General features: G+C 69.1%; 19 protein-coding genes. 12 read left to right on the top strand and 7 right to left on the bottom strand.

What is annotated here, in order from left to right; genetic code table 11:
- Positions 1-54: 54 nt before the first annotated feature.
- Together FFI87_RS20665 and FFI87_RS20660 are read left to right on the top strand one after the other, a co-directional pair.
- Positions 55-1,158 carry a hypothetical protein gene (locus FFI87_RS20665; RefSeq protein WP_138849301.1) on the top strand — a complete coding sequence of 368 codons (1,104 nt, stop codon included), beginning with the start codon at positions 55-57 and terminating at the stop codon, positions 1,156-1,158.
- Position 1,159: 1 nt separating this feature from the next.
- The gene (locus tag FFI87_RS20660) at positions 1,160-2,212 is read left to right on the top strand and encodes a hypothetical protein (RefSeq protein ID WP_138849302.1); all 1,053 of its coding nucleotides are present in this window, start codon (positions 1,160-1,162) and stop codon (positions 2,210-2,212) included.
- A 50-nt stretch (positions 2,213-2,262) separates the two neighbouring features.
- Here FFI87_RS20660 and FFI87_RS20655 read toward each other — a convergent pair whose 3' ends face one another.
- Positions 2,263-2,946 carry a helix-turn-helix transcriptional regulator gene (locus tag FFI87_RS20655; RefSeq protein ID WP_012366523.1) on the bottom strand — a complete coding sequence of 228 codons (684 nt, stop codon included), beginning with the start codon at positions 2,944-2,946 and terminating at the stop codon, positions 2,263-2,265.
- Positions 2,947-3,228: 282 nt separating this feature from the next.
- Between FFI87_RS20655 and FFI87_RS20650 the strand changes: the two genes are divergently transcribed.
- The 8 genes from FFI87_RS20650 to FFI87_RS20615 all read left to right on the top strand — a co-directional run bounded on the left by FFI87_RS20650 (position 3,229) and on the right by FFI87_RS20615 (position 9,190).
- The gene (locus FFI87_RS20650; protein WP_138849303.1) at positions 3,229-3,921 is read left to right on the top strand and encodes a DUF2589 domain-containing protein; all 693 of its coding nucleotides are present in this window, start codon (positions 3,229-3,231) and stop codon (positions 3,919-3,921) included.
- 15 nt (positions 3,922-3,936) lie between these two features.
- Positions 3,937-4,818 (top strand): DUF2589 domain-containing protein, encoded by an 882-nt coding sequence (locus tag FFI87_RS34915; RefSeq protein ID WP_261378622.1) that lies wholly within the window; start codon positions 3,937-3,939, stop codon positions 4,816-4,818.
- On the top strand, positions 4,802-5,248 hold the full coding sequence (locus FFI87_RS20640) for a lysozyme (protein ID WP_006751360.1): 447 nt from the start codon (positions 4,802-4,804) through the stop codon (positions 5,246-5,248). The genes FFI87_RS34915 and FFI87_RS20640 overlap by 17 nt, the downstream gene beginning before the upstream one ends.
- 175 nt (positions 5,249-5,423) lie before the next feature.
- On the top strand, positions 5,424-6,548 hold the full coding sequence (locus FFI87_RS20635; RefSeq protein WP_138849304.1) for a poly(3-hydroxybutyrate) depolymerase: 1,125 nt from the start codon (positions 5,424-5,426) through the stop codon (positions 6,546-6,548).
- Between the two features lie 65 nt (positions 6,549-6,613).
- Positions 6,614-7,156, top strand: coding sequence for a hypothetical protein (locus tag FFI87_RS20630; protein ID WP_138849305.1), 543 nt, complete (start codon positions 6,614-6,616; stop codon positions 7,154-7,156).
- The gene (locus FFI87_RS20625; protein WP_138849306.1) at positions 7,153-7,773 is read left to right on the top strand and encodes a hypothetical protein; all 621 of its coding nucleotides are present in this window, start codon (positions 7,153-7,155) and stop codon (positions 7,771-7,773) included. Before FFI87_RS20630 ends, FFI87_RS20625 begins: the two co-directional genes overlap by 4 nt.
- A 111-nt stretch (positions 7,774-7,884) precedes the next feature.
- Positions 7,885-8,502, top strand: a complete 618-nt coding sequence (locus tag FFI87_RS20620; RefSeq protein WP_012366529.1) for a hypothetical protein — start codon at positions 7,885-7,887, stop codon at positions 8,500-8,502.
- Positions 8,503-8,572: 70 nt separating this feature from the next.
- Positions 8,573-9,190 (top strand): hypothetical protein, encoded by a 618-nt coding sequence (locus FFI87_RS20615; protein ID WP_012366530.1) that lies wholly within the window; start codon positions 8,573-8,575, stop codon positions 9,188-9,190.
- A gap of 60 nt (positions 9,191-9,250) precedes the next feature.
- Here FFI87_RS20615 and FFI87_RS20610 read toward each other — a convergent pair whose 3' ends face one another.
- The gene (locus FFI87_RS20610; RefSeq protein ID WP_138849307.1) at positions 9,251-10,138 is read right to left on the bottom strand and encodes a DMT family transporter; all 888 of its coding nucleotides are present in this window, start codon (positions 10,136-10,138) and stop codon (positions 9,251-9,253) included.
- A gap of 127 nt (positions 10,139-10,265) precedes the next feature.
- Here FFI87_RS20610 and FFI87_RS20605 point away from each other — a divergent pair, with 127 nt between their 5' ends.
- On the top strand, positions 10,266-11,723 hold the full coding sequence (locus FFI87_RS20605; RefSeq protein WP_138849308.1) for a PLP-dependent aminotransferase family protein: 1,458 nt from the start codon (positions 10,266-10,268) through the stop codon (positions 11,721-11,723).
- Between the two features lie 39 nt (positions 11,724-11,762).
- Here FFI87_RS20605 and FFI87_RS20600 read toward each other — a convergent pair whose 3' ends face one another.
- Together FFI87_RS20600 and FFI87_RS20595 are read right to left on the bottom strand one after the other, a co-directional pair.
- Positions 11,763-13,196, bottom strand: a complete 1,434-nt coding sequence (locus FFI87_RS20600) for a nicotinate phosphoribosyltransferase (RefSeq protein WP_138849309.1) — start codon at positions 13,194-13,196, stop codon at positions 11,763-11,765.
- A 74-nt stretch (positions 13,197-13,270) separates the two neighbouring features.
- Positions 13,271-14,311, bottom strand: coding sequence for a bifunctional nicotinamide-nucleotide adenylyltransferase/Nudix hydroxylase (locus FFI87_RS20595; protein ID WP_105786809.1), 1,041 nt, complete (start codon positions 14,309-14,311; stop codon positions 13,271-13,273).
- Between the two features lie 185 nt (positions 14,312-14,496).
- Here FFI87_RS20595 and FFI87_RS20590 point away from each other — a divergent pair, with 185 nt between their 5' ends.
- A complete protein-coding gene (locus tag FFI87_RS20590) occupies positions 14,497-14,955 on the top strand; it encodes a type II toxin-antitoxin system RatA family toxin (protein ID WP_138849310.1) in 459 nt (152 codons plus the stop codon).
- 7 nt (positions 14,956-14,962) lie between these two features.
- Here the strand turns inward: FFI87_RS20590 and speD are convergent, their stop codons facing one another.
- From speD to FFI87_RS20580, 3 genes are read right to left on the bottom strand one after another with little or no spacing between them, the layout of a single operon-like run.
- On the bottom strand, positions 14,963-15,340 hold the full coding sequence (speD, locus tag FFI87_RS20585; RefSeq protein WP_012366536.1) for an adenosylmethionine decarboxylase: 378 nt from the start codon (positions 15,338-15,340) through the stop codon (positions 14,963-14,965).
- On the bottom strand, positions 15,337-15,498 hold the full coding sequence (locus FFI87_RS34540) for a hypothetical protein (protein ID WP_006751372.1): 162 nt from the start codon (positions 15,496-15,498) through the stop codon (positions 15,337-15,339). The genes speD and FFI87_RS34540 overlap by 4 nt, the downstream gene beginning before the upstream one ends.
- Positions 15,498-17,018 carry a DUF4178 domain-containing protein gene (locus FFI87_RS20580; RefSeq protein WP_138849311.1) on the bottom strand — a complete coding sequence of 507 codons (1,521 nt, stop codon included), beginning with the start codon at positions 17,016-17,018 and terminating at the stop codon, positions 15,498-15,500. The genes FFI87_RS34540 and FFI87_RS20580 overlap by 1 nt, the downstream gene beginning before the upstream one ends.
- Positions 17,019-17,023: the final 5 nt, after the last annotated feature.

The raw sequence follows: 17,023 nt of genomic DNA, 5'->3' as shown, positions 1-17,023 counted from the left end.
CCGCGGCGGCGTGGCCCCGCCGCGCCGCCGCCATGAAGAAAGAGGAAACCGATCATGAAACAGCCTGTCCGAGTCGTTTCCGTGCGCTATGCGTGCGACAGCAAACCCAAGCGTGCGCCCGACGAAGATCTCGAAGCTTATGCGGCGCGCGTGCAGCAGGTCGCGCTCGATCACCTGAGCGGCGCGCTGTCGAGCGCGTTCGAAGCCGTGCGTCGCGACGCGCAAGACGGCGATGCGCCGCCCGTCACGTTCGTGACCGCGCCCGAGTTCTACTGGAACGTGCGGTGGGACGAGCTGCGCGACGTCGACGAACTCCACGCGCTCGTCGACCTGCAGCTCGATCCGGTGCGGCGCGCGATCGGCGCGATCGCAGATCGCTTTCCGGTGCAACAGTACGGGCCGATCGTGTTCCTGCCCGGCACCGTCGCGATGCTCGTGAAGCACGAGGCGGCGGCCGACGTGCCCGATAACGGCATGCTCGTCGGCCCATACGTATCGCTCAATTTCACGTTCGCGACGACCAATTTCCTGCCGCCGCTCGCGCACGACGACGGCGACGGCGACGCGCCGCGCCGCGCCGCGCTCTGGCCGAAGCGGCATACATCGTGGATCGACTACGGCAAATCGGTCGATGCGCCCGACACGCCGCTCGCCCACACGTTCCGGCTCGACGACGGCACGCTCGTGACGGTGCTGAAGACGAGCGACGTGTCACCGCAAAGCGCGACGGCCGAGCCGCCGCCATCGTCGCCGTACCAGGGCCCGCGCCTGTCGGACAGCTTCGACAACCGGCTCGGTGACGCGCCGCCGTTCGGCATCGACATCTGCCTCGACTTCCTGAAATGGCGCCGGCATCCGGGCAACGACGTCAAGCCGCCGCATCTCGACGACGGCGCACTCGTGCTCGACTTCGTGCTGTCGTACGGCGTGAATCCGACCGATCGCGCGTTCGACGTGCCCGACTCGCTGCAATACATCGCGCACAACGACGGCCGCAGCCGGAAGGAAGTCGTCGTGTTCGCGGTCGACCGCACGCGAACGCGCTGGCAGCGCATCGCCGAAGCGCCGTGCGTGCGTCACCTGTCGAGCTCGGATCGCGAACGCGTCGCAATCCACGCGTTCGACGTGGACGTGCCGGGCGCGGACGGCACACCGTGACATGGGCGCCTCGCGCTTCGGCCGCTGGCGCGCACGGCAGGCGATGCCGGCGGCGCCACGCGCACCAGACGATCTCGCCGCGCAGCTGTGCGACGAATGCGAGGCGATGGCGCGCTATGCGCTCCATCACGGGCTGCCGATCGAGCCCGAACTCGTCGCGCGGCTCGCGGCGCTGATCGCGGCCGCCTGTTCGGCGGGCGCATCGGCCGGCGCATCGGCCGCCACGCCGCTGGCGCCCGCGCAGCAGCACGCGCTCGCCGCGATCCACCGCAAGCTCGCGACGCTCGTCGCGCCCGCGACGCCACAAGCGGTCACGCTGCTCGACATGCACCGGCGCCAGGCGCACCCGTTCGCGTGGCTCGGCCCGGTCCCGCTGATCCGGCTGCTGACTGGCTCGGCGCTCGGCTTCCTGCTCGCGGTCGTGCTGACGAGCCTGTCGCCGCAGGTGTCGGGCGAGAACATCGAGCGCGGCTTCCTGCAATCCAACGGCATGCAGCTGCTGTGGAACACGACGTTCCTGCTGTGCTGCGCAGGCCTCGGCGCCTCGTTCGCGACGCTGTTCCAGGCGCACCACTATGTCGCCGCGTCAACCTACGATCCGAAGTACGACGCATCGTACGGTGCACGGCTGATTCTCGGCGTGATCGCCGGCCTGATCCTCGTCGAGATGCTGCCGGCGCAACTGTTCGCGCAGGGCAGCATGCACAGCTTCGGGCGGCCGGCGCTCGCGATGCTCGGCGGCTTCTCGGCGACGGCCGTGCACCGCGTGCTGCAGCGGCTCGTCGAAACGCTCGAGACGCTCGTGCAGGGCGATCGCTCGGCCGAGGTCGGCGCGACACTCGCCGCGAATCGCGCGCGCGCGGCCGGCGAACGCGCGCAATGGCAGGGCGAACTGGCGGCGAGGCTGCTCGACCTGCAGCAATCGCTCGACGGCGCGGCGTCCGCCGACGTCGTCCGGGCGCGCCTCGCCGAGTTCACGCGCGCGATGCTCGCGGCCCATCCCGTCCCCTCGGCCGCGGACGATCCGCTCCCGCCCGAGGCGCCCCGGCCGTAGCGCGACGCCGAACTCGCGCGCCGGCCCGGCCGGTGCGCCCGTCACACGCATCAGCCGGGCGCATGGCAGGCCGGCGCAAATGGGAAGCCGGATGAATCGGACGACACGTGGCGCGCGAGCCACAACGCGGCCTCGGTCCGGTTGCTCACGCCGATCTGGCGAAACAGCGCATACAGATGATTCTTGATCGTGCCCTCCGCGACGTTCAGCACGCGGCAGATCTGCTTGTTCGACTTGCCTTCGGCCAACAGGCGCAGCACGTCGCGCTGGCGCGGCGTGAGGCGCTCGAACGCACGATCGTCGCCGGCCGGCAGGCCGCCCGGGCGCGCCTGCGTCGCGCCGCCGTCGTTCGGCGGCACGTAGATCGCGCCGGCCGCCACCCGGCCTAGCGCATCCGCGAACTCGTCGGCGCTCGCGTGCCGGTCGATGATGCCGGCGGCCCCCGCCAGCAGCGCATCGGCAATCGTGCGGCGGCACACGGCCGTCGCCACGCACAGCCACGGCGCACCGGCGAACGTCTCGTGCAGCACGTTCGGCCAGCTCGGCCGCGCGGCGTGCTCGTCGCATTCGATCGTGATTGCCTCCACCGTCTCGGGCAGCAACGCATCGCGCAGGCGCAAGACGTCCTCGGGACAGCGAGCCGACCACACATGCCAGTTGACATCGCGTTTACACAGTACGTCCGCCACACCCGCGACGAATAACGGCGGGCTATCGATCATTAGAACGTTCATTGCGCGGTTTCCTCGAAATCGGGCTGCTCGGTTTGTTTTTTTTACTTCCCTACCCGGCGTTTTTTTACCGCTGTTTCACGCACCGCGCACTAGGCTCGTCGCTCCGTGACGAATGGCCTAATCCGTCCGCGCCGGGCCCCCGCCACGCGCGCCGATGCCCGTCGCGGGCCGGCCCGGGCCGCCGGCCGTGACGGACGTCATATTGGGTAACCGTTTTTAATTTCCTAACGTGAATAACGACAACGAATTTCCGTTGTCTTCGACACGAAGAGGAGTTTATTCATGGACGCGAATTTCATCGGCTCGGTCATTAACGCTTTACCCATGGACCAAATGATCGCCGGCCCGTTAAAGGCGATGATCAGCGCGCAGACGCAGGCCGCGAAGAGCTACGCGGATTTCCTGATGCAGGTCTGCATCCAGGGCGGCAAGGCCGTGGCCGTCCAGTTCGACTACGACGAGACGCTGGTGGACGAAAGCGGCGTGTCGAAAGGCGTCGTGCAGAAGACCATGCGCATCCCGCTGCTCGCGGCGATCGTCCACCCGATCATCGCGATCGAGGAAGGCACGATCGACTTCGAGATGGAGATCACGCAGTCGGAGAAGTCGTCGTCGTCGACCGAGGCCGGCGGCGAATTCCAGGCGAAGTTCGGCTGGGGGCCGATCAGCGTGAGCGTGTCGGGGCGCGTGTCGCACAAGGCGGAGCAGACGCGCAGCACCGACACGCGCGCGAAATACTCGATCCATACGCAGGTGAAGCGCCAGTCGCCGCCCGAAGCGCTGATGCGCGTGATCGACTTCCTGACCGAAGCCGCGACCAAGCCGGTGGTCACCGAAGGCAACGCGAAGGACGTGAAGCCGCTGCCGGCGACGCCGACCGACGGCAAGCTGGTCGGCGACGCGTCCGGATCCGGCGGCGGCGCGGCCGCGCCGGCCGCCGCCGGTGCGGATGCCCGGCAGCCGGCGCACGCGTAAGCGCGCGGGCCGGCCATGTTCAGGCTCTTCAGACGGTCGCGCCGCGCGGAAGGCGGCACGCACGACGACGGGAATCCGCGTCCGGGCGGCGGCAGCGTCCGGCAGGAACCCGACGGGCCGGTCCCGCCGGCGGCCGCGCCGGCAGCGGACCATGCCGACGCGGGCGCGGGTGCCGCCGCACCGGCGGCGATAGGCGCCGATCCTACGCGCCACGTGCCGCCCGATGGCGCCGGCTGGCCGGCCGGCGCCGCAGCGGGCACGCATGACCCAGCGGCCACCACGCCCGACGCGTCCGCCGGCAGCCTGCCGCCTGCCCCGCCAGCGCCACCCGCCCCTCCGCCCGGCATGCCGGCCGACGACGCGCGCCCGCCGCCGCGCGGCATCGCGCTCGACGAGATCGCGCGCGGGATGCAGCACGCCGCCGCCGCCGCGAACCAGTTGCTCGCGCACCAGTACACGGCCGTGCTCGACCAGTTCTTCGACCTGCGCGACGACGGCCTGCTCGCGCCGCGCGAGGTCACGGTCGCGCTCGACGCGGAGCACACGATGCCGGTGCCGCTCGTCGCGCTCGCCACGCCGCGCGGGCTCGCGCTCGACCGGATGGTCGTGCACCTGACCGTGCGCGGCGACTTCACCGAGGCGCTGCCGGCCGGCGGCGTCGCGGGCAACGACGACCAGCGCAGCCGCTTCTACGTGACGTTCGCGCCGCGTTCGGCGAAAAAGGACGCGCAGGGCAACGCGCGGCAGCGCGACACCGAGCATATCGACATCGAAATGCAGTTCGTGGCGCTCGCGCCGCCCGAAGCGATCATGCGCGTGATCGACGAATACACGCATCGCCTGGTGCCGCGCGCACGGCCGGGCAGCAAGGAGAACGACGATGGCGAACCAGCCTGAACGCACCGGTGCGCAGGGCATCGCGCTGATCAAGCAGTTCGAGGGACTGCGCCTCGCGCGCTATCTCGACGCGGTCGGCAAGCCGACGATCGGCTACGGGCACCTGATCCTGCCGAACGAGCGCTTCACGCGCCCGCTCACGCCCGCCGAAGCGGAGGCGCTGCTGCGCCGCGACCTGCGCGGCGCCGAGCTGAACCTGCGCAAGCTGCTGCACGTGCCGGTCACGCAGCAGCAGTTCGACGCGCTGATGTCGTTCGTCTTCAATCTCGGCGCGGGACGGTTGCGCTCGTCGACGCTGCTGCGCTACCTGAACGCCGGCGCGCGCGCGCGCGCGGCCGACCAGTTCCTCGTGTGGAACAAGGCCGGCGGCAAGCCGCTCGCGGGGCTCACGAAGCGCCGCCAGGCCGAGCGCGCGCTGTTTCTGTCCTGAGCGCCGTGACGCCGCACCGGCCGAACGTCACGGGTCGCCGCGCATGCCGTTCGCGCCATTTCGCCAGTCGTCGCGTACCCGTAAGCTGAAACCGTCGCTGAAGTCCGGTCTTGCCGCACCCGATCCGTTACAACGATTCGTCATCCGCCATTCGCCACGACAACAGGAGCCTCGCATGAACATCACCCGCTCGCCCGGCCGCACGATGCCGCCCCGCTTCGCCGTTTCGCTCGCCATGCGCCGCACGCTGCGCACCGTCGGCGTCGCGTTCGCCGCCGCAGCCGCGGTGGCTTCCGGCGCACCGTACGCCGTCGCCGCTTCCGCCGATCCGTTGCCCGCCTATGCGGCCGACCTGCAGCGCACGTCGGTGTCGGGGCTGTCGTCCGGCGGCTTCATGGCCGCGCAGTTCGACGTCGCGTTCTCGAGCCGGCTGATCGGCGCGGGCATCGTCGCGGGTGGGCCGTTCTATTGCGCGGGCGTGAACCCGCTGATCCCGCCGGCGGTGGCCGCGACCACGCTGTGCATGCAGCCGATCGGCCCCGCGCCGTCCGCGGCCGATGCGTGGCGCGCCGCACGCACCTTCGCGCAGCGTGGCGAGATCGACGATCCGGCCGCGCTGCGCGGCCAGCGCGTCTACGTGTTCAGCGGCGCGAAGGATACGGTGGTGTCGACGCGCGTCGTCGACCAGACCGCGCGCTTCTACACGCTCGCGCAGGTGCCGGCCGCGAACCTCCAGTACCGCGCATCGCCGGACGCCGGGCATGCGTTCATCACGAACCGCCCCGAGGACAACGCGTGCAGCGCGAACGCGAGCCCGTATATCGACAACTGCGGCTTCGAACAGGCGCACGACATCGTGCGCTGGATCTACGGCACGCCCGACAAGCCGCTCAATCCGCCGGCCGCGCAGGCAGGCGGCAAGCTGCTGGCGTTCGACCAGCGCGCGTTCGATCCGCGGCGCGCGGCGTCGCTCGGCGATACCGGCTATGCGTACGTGCCGGCCGATTGCGAGCGCGTGACCTGCGCGGTGCACGTGGTGTTCCACGGCTGCGTGCAGAACGTCGCGACGGTCGGCGAGAGGATGATTCGCGGCGTCGGCTACAACGAGATCGCCGATACGAACCGGCTGATCGTGCTCTATCCGCAGGTCGAGAAATCGGCCGTCAATCCGCTCGGTTGCTGGGATTTCTGGGGCTATACGAGCGCCGATCCGCTCAACCCGGGCTTCTACCGCCGCGACGCGCCGCAGATGGCCGCCGTGATGCGGATGGTGCAGCGCCTCGGCGCCGCGCGTCAGTAATCGCGTCCCGGCCGCCATCGCGCCGTCATTGCTCCTTCATCGCGCCTTCATCACGAGGAATCGCCATGTTCTCCACGTTCATCGCCCAATGGGAACGCGCGCACGCCGACGCGCTCCAGCTGTTCGGCAAGCTCGCCGCGCAGACGACCAGCCCCGGCGGCACGCCCGGCGGCCCCGCGTGGCGCGCCTTCGCGCACACCGCGCTGCTCGCCGGCCACCGCTACTCGGATGCCTGCCAGGCCGCGACCGACGCGTTGTGGCGCGGCCAGCTCGAACGGCTCGGGCTCGGCGGTTCGGCTGCCGCGGTCAAGGAGCTGGCGGCGCTGAATGCGGATCTCGCCACGCGCTTCACGCAGAGCCACCTGCAGCATGCGGGCGCGATGGCGGATGCCGCCGCGCAATACCTCGACGATCTCGGCCGCACGCGCGGGCCGGCCGATGCCGCGATGGCGCTCGGCCGCTTCGCCGGCGACCTGCAGGCCCAGGCGCGCGCGCATGCGCTGCACGTCGCGTCGCTCGCGAACGGCGTGCCGCCCGCGCTTGCGCAGTGGGCCGACCGCACGCTGCGCGACGAACGCGGCACGCCCGATCAGGAGCAAGCGCCATGAACATCAAGCTGCGCTTCATCAATCGCTCGAACGACCGCGGCAACAGCGAAGTCGTGCTGTTCCAGCGCGACGTGATTCCCGATCTCGACGCCTTCGCGATCGCGTGGAAGGTGATTCGCTACTGCGGACGCGACTGCTTTCACCCGTTCGACTACTCGACCGACATCGACGTCGCGCTCGGCGACGAGCACGGCAACTTCTCGCCGCGCGTCACCGCGCCCGCCGGCGTGCGCTTCGTCGTGGACCCGCAGCCGACCGGACGCGGCCGGCTCGTGCCCGACCCTGCCGACGCAGCGGGGGGCGACATCGAGGTCGTCAACCGGATGCGGCGCGGCGCGGTGAACGTCAACGCGTTCAGCGCGGGCCGGCTGATCGCGGTGAAGGAAGCGGTCGCGCCCGGGCAGAAGGCCGTGTTCCGCTTCACGCCGACGCTGTGGATCGGCGTGGCGTCGCAGGTGCAGGAAAGCCGCGCGCTGCACGCGGCGGTGATGTCGAGCGTGAACACGCAGCTGCCGCTCGCGGGCGTGGCCGCGGCGGACATCGTGATGACGGGCGGCGGCACCGGCGCCGACGCGCAGCCGTTCGCGTTCGCGCTCGAGCACATCGTGCGCGCGTAGCGCCGCCCGATACCGTTTGGACCGGCTTGACGGCACGGCCTCGCGGCCGGGCCGGCGGGAAAGGTGTGCGGCAGACCGACTGCCGTTTTTTCAAACTCAAGGAGCAACGACGTGGATATCCAACTGAACCTGATCAACCGCTCGAACGACGCGAACAACTCGAGCGTCGTGATCTTCCAGAAGAACGTGGCGACCGACTTCGACGAACTCGCGATCGCGTGGAAGGTGATCCGCAACTGCGGCCAGGGCGACAACCATCCGTTCAAGTTCCCGATGACGATGAGCGTGAGCGCGAGCGACAGCTGGGGCAACTACATGCCGCAGCAGACCGCGAACAACGGCCAGGTGTTCCAGGTCGTGCGCTCCAGCTCGGGCGACGTGCTGCAGCTCGGCGGCGATCCGGGCGCGAGCGCCGAGGTGCAGGTGCGCAACGACCTGCCGGCCGGCGCGATCAACGCGACGATCTACAAGGACGGCAGCGCGCTCGCGCGCAAGACGTCCGTCGCGCCGGGCCAGAAGGCCGTGTTCCAGTTCAAGCCGACGATCTGGATCGGCGTCGCGTCGCAGATCGAACAGGGCGCGCTGATGAATTCCGCCGTGATCTCCGACATCAACACGGAACTGTCGCTGCTCGGCATCGCGAGCGCCGACATCGTGATGACCGGCGGCGGCCCGGGCCCGCGCTCGCTGCCGTTCACGTTCCGGCTGGAAAACGTGGTGATGGCGTAACGGTTCGTGCGCCGGCAACGCATGGCCGGCGCCTTATCAATCAGTTATCCGAATCGAATCAAGGTGACTCATGGACATCAATCTCAACTTCGTCAACCTGTCGAACGACGTCAACAACAGCCAGATCGTGATCTTCCAGAAGAACGTGTCGACGGACTTCGACGAGCTCGCGATCGCGTGGAAGGTCATCACCAACTGCGGACGCGGCGACAACCATCCGTTCGTGTTCCCGATGCTGACGACCGTCTCCGCGAGCGATGCCGACGGGAACTACATGCCGCAAAAGCGCGCGGACAACGGACAGCTCTTCAACGTGTCGCGCTCGACGTCGGGCAACGTGCTCGCGCTGGCCGGCCCGGCGCCGACGTCGCGCGAGATCCAGCTGCGCAACGACCTGAGCCAGGGGGCGATCACCGCGTCGGTCTTCAAGGACAACCGGCTGCTCGCGCACAAGACCGGTATCGTGCCGGGCCAGAAGGCCGTATTCGAGTTCAAGCCGACGCTGTGGATCGGCACCGCGTCGCAGATCGAACAGGGCGCGGTGATGAATTCGGCCGTGCTGTCCGACATCAACACCGAACTGTCGCTGCTCGGGATCAAGCGCGCCGACATCGTGATGACGGGCGGCGGTGGCGGCACGACTGCGACCGCGTATCAGTTCCGGCTCGCGAACGTGGTGATGGGGTAAGCCGCGCATGCACGCGACAGCGAACGGGCGGCACCCGTCACGTCGTCGCGCGCACGCGCGTCAGCCCGCGCGCTGCACGGGCGCCATCTTCGAGAAATATTTCGCACCGGCCACGCAGGCGACGACCACGACCGTCACGACGAGCATCGACGGCGGCACCGTCTCGTGCAGCAGCCCGGCCGCGAGCAGGAAGCCGAAGAACGGCTGCAGCAGCTGCAACTGGCCGACGCCCGCGATCCCGCCGAGCGCGAGGCCGCGATACCAGAACACGAAGCCGATCAGCATGCTGAACAACGACACGTACGCGAGCCCCCACAGCGCGGCAGCGTCGACGCCGTCGAACGTCGCGGGCCACGTGAACCACGTGAGCGGCAGCATCACCGGCAGCGACAGCACGAGCGCCCACGAGATCACCTGCCAGCCGCCGAGCTGGCGCGACAGGCGCGCGCCTTCCGCATAGCCGAGCCCGCACGCGACGATCGCGGCCAGCATCAGCGCATCGCCCACCACCGACGCGCTGCCGCCGTTGCGCAGCGCGAACGCGGCCACCGCGCCGCTGCCGACCAGCGAGAAGATCCAGAACGGCAGCCGCGGCCGTTCGCCGCCGCGCCAGACGCCGAACAGCGCGGTCGCGAGCGGCAGCAGCCCGACGAACACGATCGCATGCGCGGACGTCACATGCTTGAGCGCGAGCGCGGTCAGCAACGGAAAACCGACCACGACCCCGAGCGCGACGATGACGAGCGACACGGTCTCGGCGCGCGTCGGCCGTTTCTGCTTCAGCGCGACGAGCAGGAGCAGGCCGAGTACGCCGGCGATCGTCGCGCGCGCGAACGTGAGGAACAGCGGGTCGAGCCCCTGCACCGCGATGCGCGTCGCCGGCAGCGAGCCACTGAAGATGATCACGCCCAGCAGGCCGCTGAGCCATCCGTCGGTCGTCTTTTGCACGGGAAATCCTGGTCGAAAAATGGGTGGATGACCGATGATCCGCCGTCGGCGAAAAGCGCGTAAGCTACAGCCCAATACAATTCCGACAAACTGTACTGGACAACCCACCGTACAGTTCCTTCCCGCCATGAGCCGCTCCGTACCAAGCCCTGCTCCGCCCGCGCCGTCGCGCACGCGCGTGGAAACCGTGATGGACACGCTGCGCGCGCGGATCGCGAGCCGCGCGCTGATGCCCGGCGCGCGCGTACCGTCGATCCGGATGATGGCCGACGGGCTGCACGTGTCGAAATCGACCGTCGTCGATGCGTACGAGCGGCTCGCGAGCGAAGGCGTGCTGGTCGCGCGGCGCGGCTCCGGCTTCTACGTGTCCGGTCATGCGCCGCCGCTCGCGCTCGCCGAGCTCGGCCCGCGCCTCGATCGCGAGCTCGATCCGCTGTGGCTGTCGCGCCAGTCGCTCGAGGCGGCGCCGAACTCCGTGAAGCCCGGCTGCGGCTGGCTGCCGTCGTCGTGGCTGCCGGACGAGAGCCTGCGCCGCGCGCTGCGCGCGGTATCGCGCGACGAACCCGACGCGCTGACCGACTACGCGACGCCGCTCGGGCTGCCCGCGTTGCGCCAGCAGCTCGCGTGGCGGCTCGCACAGCACGGCGTCCAGGCGGAGCCCGCCCAGATCATGCTGACCGACGGCGGCACGCATGCGCTCGATCTCGTGTGCCGGCTGCTGCTGGAGCCGGGCGACACCGTCGTGCTCGACGACCCGTGCTACTTCAACTTCCAGGCGCTGCTGCGCGCGCATCGCGCGCGGATCGTCAGCGTGCCGTACACACCGAACGGCCCCGATCTCGCGCGCTTCGAACAGGTGCTCGCCGAGCACCGGCCGCGCCTGTACATCACCAACTCGGCACTGCACAACCCGACCGGCGCGACGCTCGCGCCGCCGGTCGCGCACCGGCTGCTGACGCTGGCGGCCGAACACGGCCTGCTGATCGTCGAGGACGACATCTTCGCGGATTTCGAAAGCACGCCCGCACCGCGCCTCGCGGCGTTCGACGGGCTGTCGCGCGTCGTGTCGATCGGCAGTTTCTCGAAAACGCTGTCGGCCGCGATCCGCTGCGGCTATGTCGCCGCACGCCCCGAGTGGATCGACGCGCTCGTCGACCTGAAGCTCGCGACGTCGTTCGGCAATGCGCAGATCGGCGCGAACGTCGTGCACCGGCTGCTGGTCGACGGCACGTACCGGCGCCATCTCGACAGCCTGCGTGCGCAACTGGCCGATGCGATGGGCGAAACGATCCGGCGGCTCGCGCGCGCCGGGCTCGGGATCTGGACGGAGCCGCGCGGCGGCCTGTTCGTGTGGGCGGAGCTGCCGGACGGGCTCGATGCGGCGCGCGTCGCGCGTCATGCGCTCGACCATGACGTCGTGCTCGCGCCAGGCGATGTGTTCAGCGCGTCGCACAGCGCGACGTCGTTCATGCGCTTCAACGTGTCGCGCTGCAAGGGGCCGGCGGTATTCGATGCGCTGGCGCGGGCGATGGACGCGGCGCGGGCGGCGCAACGCAGCGGCCGCACGCTGGCCGACCAACGATGAACACCGAAGGCGGGGCGAATGACCGCCCCGCCGCCGCTCTCATCGCTCCGCCGCGTGCGCCCTCGCCCGCACCTCGGCGAACGTCGTATCGACCAGCATCCTCCCCGTGTCGAACACCGTTTCGAGCGCGTCGTCCCAGTCGCCTTCCAGCGCACGATCGTCCCACGCAACCGGCAGCGCGACCGTCCGGTACTCGCCCGTGCGCCGATTGCGCAGCAACGTGAGCCGCCCCTTCTTCGAGCGCTTGCCCTGATCGGTGACCGGATCCTTGCGGACGTCGTGCCAGACGCCGTCGCGCCGGATCGCCGAGCACTTCATCGCGAAGCGCTGCGTATCGCGATTCACCTGCTGCAGCAGCGCGCCGCCCATCCCGAACACGACGTTGCCGGCCGCGTAGCCCGCATCGTCGAGCGCGGCGAGGATCGCGCCGATCGACAGCTCGTCGACGCCGTCGCCCTGGATCACGCGCACGTGGTTCAGCACGCGGCGTCCCTTGCCGTTCACGGTCGAGCCGAACGATGCGTCGAGTGCACGCACGGTCTGCAGCACGATCGTCACCGGGTCGCCCGAATCGGGACGCACGACGAGCGTCGCGCCCGAATCGACCACCGCCTGGCGCAGCGGACCGCCCCACATTTCAAGCGCGGCGAACAGATCGTAGGAGTCCGACACGACCGACACGATCGCGCCGGGCAGACCGAAACGGCTGATCATGTTGCGGTACGCATCGGCTTCGTGCTCACGCCCCCACGACGTGATCGTGCTGTGCTCGGCCGCCGGCACCGAGTACGCGGCCATCGGCTCGCGATAGAAGCGGTTCGCGGCCAGCACGCCGAGCACCGTGTCCGAACCCATGAAGCTCACGAGGTGCGCTGCGCCGCCGATCGCGGCCGATTCCGCGCTCGATACGCCGCGCGCGCCGAAGTCGTGCAGCTTGAACGGCAACTGCGCGAGATCGTCGTCGGTCTTCTCGAGAAAGTGGCGGATCGTCTGCCGCAGGTGCCAGCTGCGCGTCGCGACCGTCACCGGGTACCACACGCGCAGCAGCATCGTCTCGAGATACGACGCGAGCCAGAACACCTTCGGGTCATCGCATTCGACGGTCATCAGCACGTTGTGCACCGGAACGATCGAACCCTCCGGCACCGCGCGAATCCTTACGGGCAGATAGCCGTCGTAGTGGTCGACGACATGACGCCAGCCGTCCTCGTTGAACGGCTCGCCGTGCACCGCGAAGAAGTCGCGCGCGTCGTCGATCATCGCGTGCGTGACGGGCCGGCACAGATATTCCTTCAGCAGCATCTGCAGACCGAAGAACAGCGTGCGGTCGTAGCGGCCGCCGCGCGATTCGATGTACGAGAACATCGCCTGCGCGTCGGGCGGATATTGCAGGAAGTGGGAAGCCTTGTACGAATCCGTGTTGAGGATCGGATTGGCGAGAACCGCGGCAAAGCCGCCGGGATCGTTTTGCATGGCTAGAGCTCCTCTAGGCCGTTGAAGTGCCGCCGCGTCTGTCGCAGCGGACCGGTATCCGGGGAATCAGCGGATCACAGCTTCCCCAGGAAGTGATACGCGATCTCGAAGTGATCCTCGAACATCACGTTGCGCATCTGCGCGAATTCGTTGAGCGGCACCCAGCGCGCCTTGTCGGCGTCGTCGCTGCCCTTCACGCGCGGCAGCTCGCCGGTCGGGAAGTTGAACAGGCACGCGTGCGTGATCGTGCGGCCGCGCAGCGAGCGGGTCGGATGATCGAACACCTGGCGGTCCTTGATCGAGCCGCGCAGCACGGGCTCCGGCAGCTTCAGGCCGGTTTCCTCGCGCAGCTCGCGGATGCATGCCGCGTCGAGCCGTTCGTCCTGCTCCACGAAGCCGCCCGGCAGCGCCCACAGGCCGCGGCCCGGTTCGCTGCGCCGGCGCACGAGCAGGATATGGCCCGAGTGCACGACCACCGCGTCGACCGTCACGAACGTGACCGGATACGGTGCGGCCGCCCATGCCTTGCGATACGCGGCGATGAACTCGGCCTCGGCCTTCAGCTGCGCGAATTCCGGCTGCGTGCGGAAACGCTCGAGCCAGCCGAACACGGGTTCCGGCACTGCCCATTGCACGAAGCTGTTGGTGCGTTCGGCGAAATACTGGTCGCGGATTTCGGTGGCGGAAATGTCTTCGGTCGCATCGACGTCGACGAGCTCCCATTGCGGGAACATCCGCAGGTAATACGACGTGGCGTCCTTCTCGTGACCGATCAGCCCGACCTTGCGTTGCGCGATGCTGCCGAGTGCGTCGGCCACGGCATCCTGCACCCAGCGTACCCAGTCGCCGTCGTTGTACGTCGAATCCTGCACGGGCGCGATCGTCACGCGCTCGCGTTCGGACGCATCGAGCAGCGAGGCCAGCATCTGGCGGCGCTCGTCGAACGAGAACGGATCCTTGATGGTGCGGGGCTTGTCGGTCGAGCCGATCAGCACGCACACGCGCTCGGCCCGGCTCAGTGCCGACTTCAGCACGTTCAGGTGACCACGATGCGGAGGCTGGAAACGACCAATGAAAACGAGCGCGTCGAAGCGCCGGTTCTGTTGCGTACTCATGAGGCTCCCTCAAGAGATTGAAACGCTTCGGGTCTTTCCCGAAGGCATGGATTCGATCGTAGGGGAATTCCCGGAGAAGGTCAATCGAGCACCCACTCGACTTGACGAAGTCTGACGAAATGCGCGGTTTTGGCGCGTTACACTCGATTTCATCCTAATCCGCGCCGGTGCGCCCGCCATCCATCATGAGGATTTCAGTGAGTCGGATCGTCGGCGTCGATCGCAGGCGCCTGTTCACGTGGTCGCAGGACTACGCGCGGCGGCTCGTGTGGGACAGCTTTCTCACCGACGCCTATCTGCCCGACGGAATGACGGCCGACGTCGGCGTCGACGCATTCTGTCGCAGCCAGTCGGGTGCGACGATGGTGTCGCGCTACATCTCGTACCGTCCGCCGCAGGTCGCGGCCGTCGAGATGATCGACGGGCCGAAGGTGCTCGAACGCTTCAGCGGCAGCTGGAACTTCACCGAGCGCACCCCGGGCACGACGGAAGTGAAGTTCACGTACCACTTCCGCGCGCAGCCGGCGTGGCTGCGCTGGCTGCTCGAACCGCTGATCGGCGCGTTCTATCTCGTGCACACGCGCCGGCGTCTCGACTCGTTCAAGCGCTGGGCCGAGGCCGAGGCCGAAGCGCTGCCGCGCTGAGCGCCGCTTACGCGACGCCGCGCGCGACCTGCTGCCGGACCTGCGCGTGCGTGCCGAGCGCGGCGGCGATCGCGTCGACTGCATCGGCCGCGCGCGCCGCACCGCACATGAACGCGTCGACGGCCGCGAAGCCATGCTCGGGCCACGTATGAATCGTGATGTGCGACTCCGCGAGCAGCACGACACCCGTCACCCCGTGCTCGCCGCCGAAATGATGGAAGTGCGCGCCGATCACGCGCGCGCCGGCCCGCTGCGCGGCGTCGGCAAGAATCGCTTCGAGCCGCGCGGCATCGCGCAGCAGCGCCGCGTCGATGCCGGCGAGATCGGCCAGCACGTGCGAGCCGAGCGTCGCGCGCGGCGGGGCGATGCACTCGCGCGCCGTCATTTGTGCGACCCGTACGACGAGTAGCCGCTGCGCGCCGACGAACTGCCCCACCCGCTGCCGACCGAGCTCACGCCTCCCGAACCGCTGCCGCCCAGCGACGTGCAGCTGAACAACGTGACGACGATCAGCCCGTAGAGCCCATAGAGGATATGACGCATCAGGTGTTGCCCCCATCCGATGCGAAGCCCTTCCACAGCCATTCAGGCAGCCACAGCACGAGCAGGCCGACCAGCACGAAGACGGAGCGGCCGCTGAACGAGAACAGCGAGCCGATGTTGAAGATCACGAGCAACGCGCTGAACACGAACGGCAGCGGCGCGAAGCTGTGCGGGTACTTTTCATCCCACAAGCCCGTCGACTTCCCGGCCGAACCCGTTGCGGGCACAACGGCCGTCGTCTTGAGCGCCGGCGTGGCGAAGCGTTCGGCCAGCGCGCTGGCCGACAGCGGGCGCGCGCGCGACCACACGATCTCGGCGGCGCTGCGCTCGCGCGTGAGCTTGTCCTTCTGCCAGCCGTAGTCGGCGATCGACGTGCGGTCGCCGACCTGTACGCGCCAGTTGAACGCGCCGACCACGTACACGACTTCCGAGTCGTACGTGTCGCGCAGTCGATAGGTCTTGCCGTCGTCGGTCACGTCGGACTCGCCGCCGATCGTCGGCCAGTGATCGAGCACCTGCACGCGCTCCCAGCGCCCTTCGCTCTGCACGAGCCAGAGGAAGCCGCGCTTCGGGTTCAGCAGCAGGTATTCGTCCCACGTCTCGTCGTCGCCCGGCACGCGGCAACGCATCATGCCGATCACCGTGTACTTCACGCCGTCGAACATGCCGGTCGCACCGAGCTCCAGCGCGCCCTTCACCGCATCGAGCGTGCGCTGCGCGGCGAAGACGGTCTGCTGCTCGGCCGTGCATTGCACGCCCGCGTGGCAGCTGCCGCACACGACGTAGTCGGCGAGGTTCGGCGCATACGACAGCGGCGCGCCGCAGCTCGGGCACGCGAACGGCACCATCGCCGCGCCGCGTTTCTCGCGCGTATCGGTTTCTGCATCGCGCAGCCCGGTGAACGCGAGCGCGTCGAACGCCAGTGCCTCGCCCGTATAGACGGCGGGGCGCCCGCCGTTCGCATCGGCGTCGGAATAGTCGTAGGTCGCGAACGCGTTGCCGGTGCGCAGGTCGACGACGCGCGCCTCCCAGCCCGCATCGACACGGAACGGCAACTCGCCGTCGCCGCCCGTACAGCGTGCGGTGCGCACGTCGGACACGAGATAGGCGCGCCCGCCGTGATCGATCCGCATGCCGGGTTCGAGCGTGCCGAACGCAGGCCACGCGCCGCCGGACGCATCGTCGGGCTCGCGCACCGTGATCGCATACTGGCCGGATGCATCCGACAGCCAGCCGAATGCGCCGTCGTCGAACACGACGTACCACTCGCTCCACGTGCCGGCGTCGTAGGTCATCTGGATCCGGCCGAGCACGGTGAACGCGCGCTTGCCGTAACGTCCGGCCGTGCCGATCTGGATCGGCGACGCGTCGTCGAGCACCGTGGCGAGTTCGCCGATGCGTTCGACGTCGGCGCCGCGCTTGAGCAGCGTGCTGCGACAGAACGCGCAGACGGCCATCACCGCCGCCGCCGAGCGAAACTCGACCGGCGCGCCGCACTGGGGGCACGAAGTACTGAACATGCGTG

The sequence above is a fragment of the Burkholderia sp. KBS0801 genome, from assembly GCF_005937855.2.
Lineage (GTDB): Bacteria > Pseudomonadota > Gammaproteobacteria > Burkholderiales > Burkholderiaceae > Burkholderia > Burkholderia ambifaria.
Note: the sequence above shows the minus strand (reverse complement) of the source record. Positions and strands in the feature narration are given on the sequence as shown.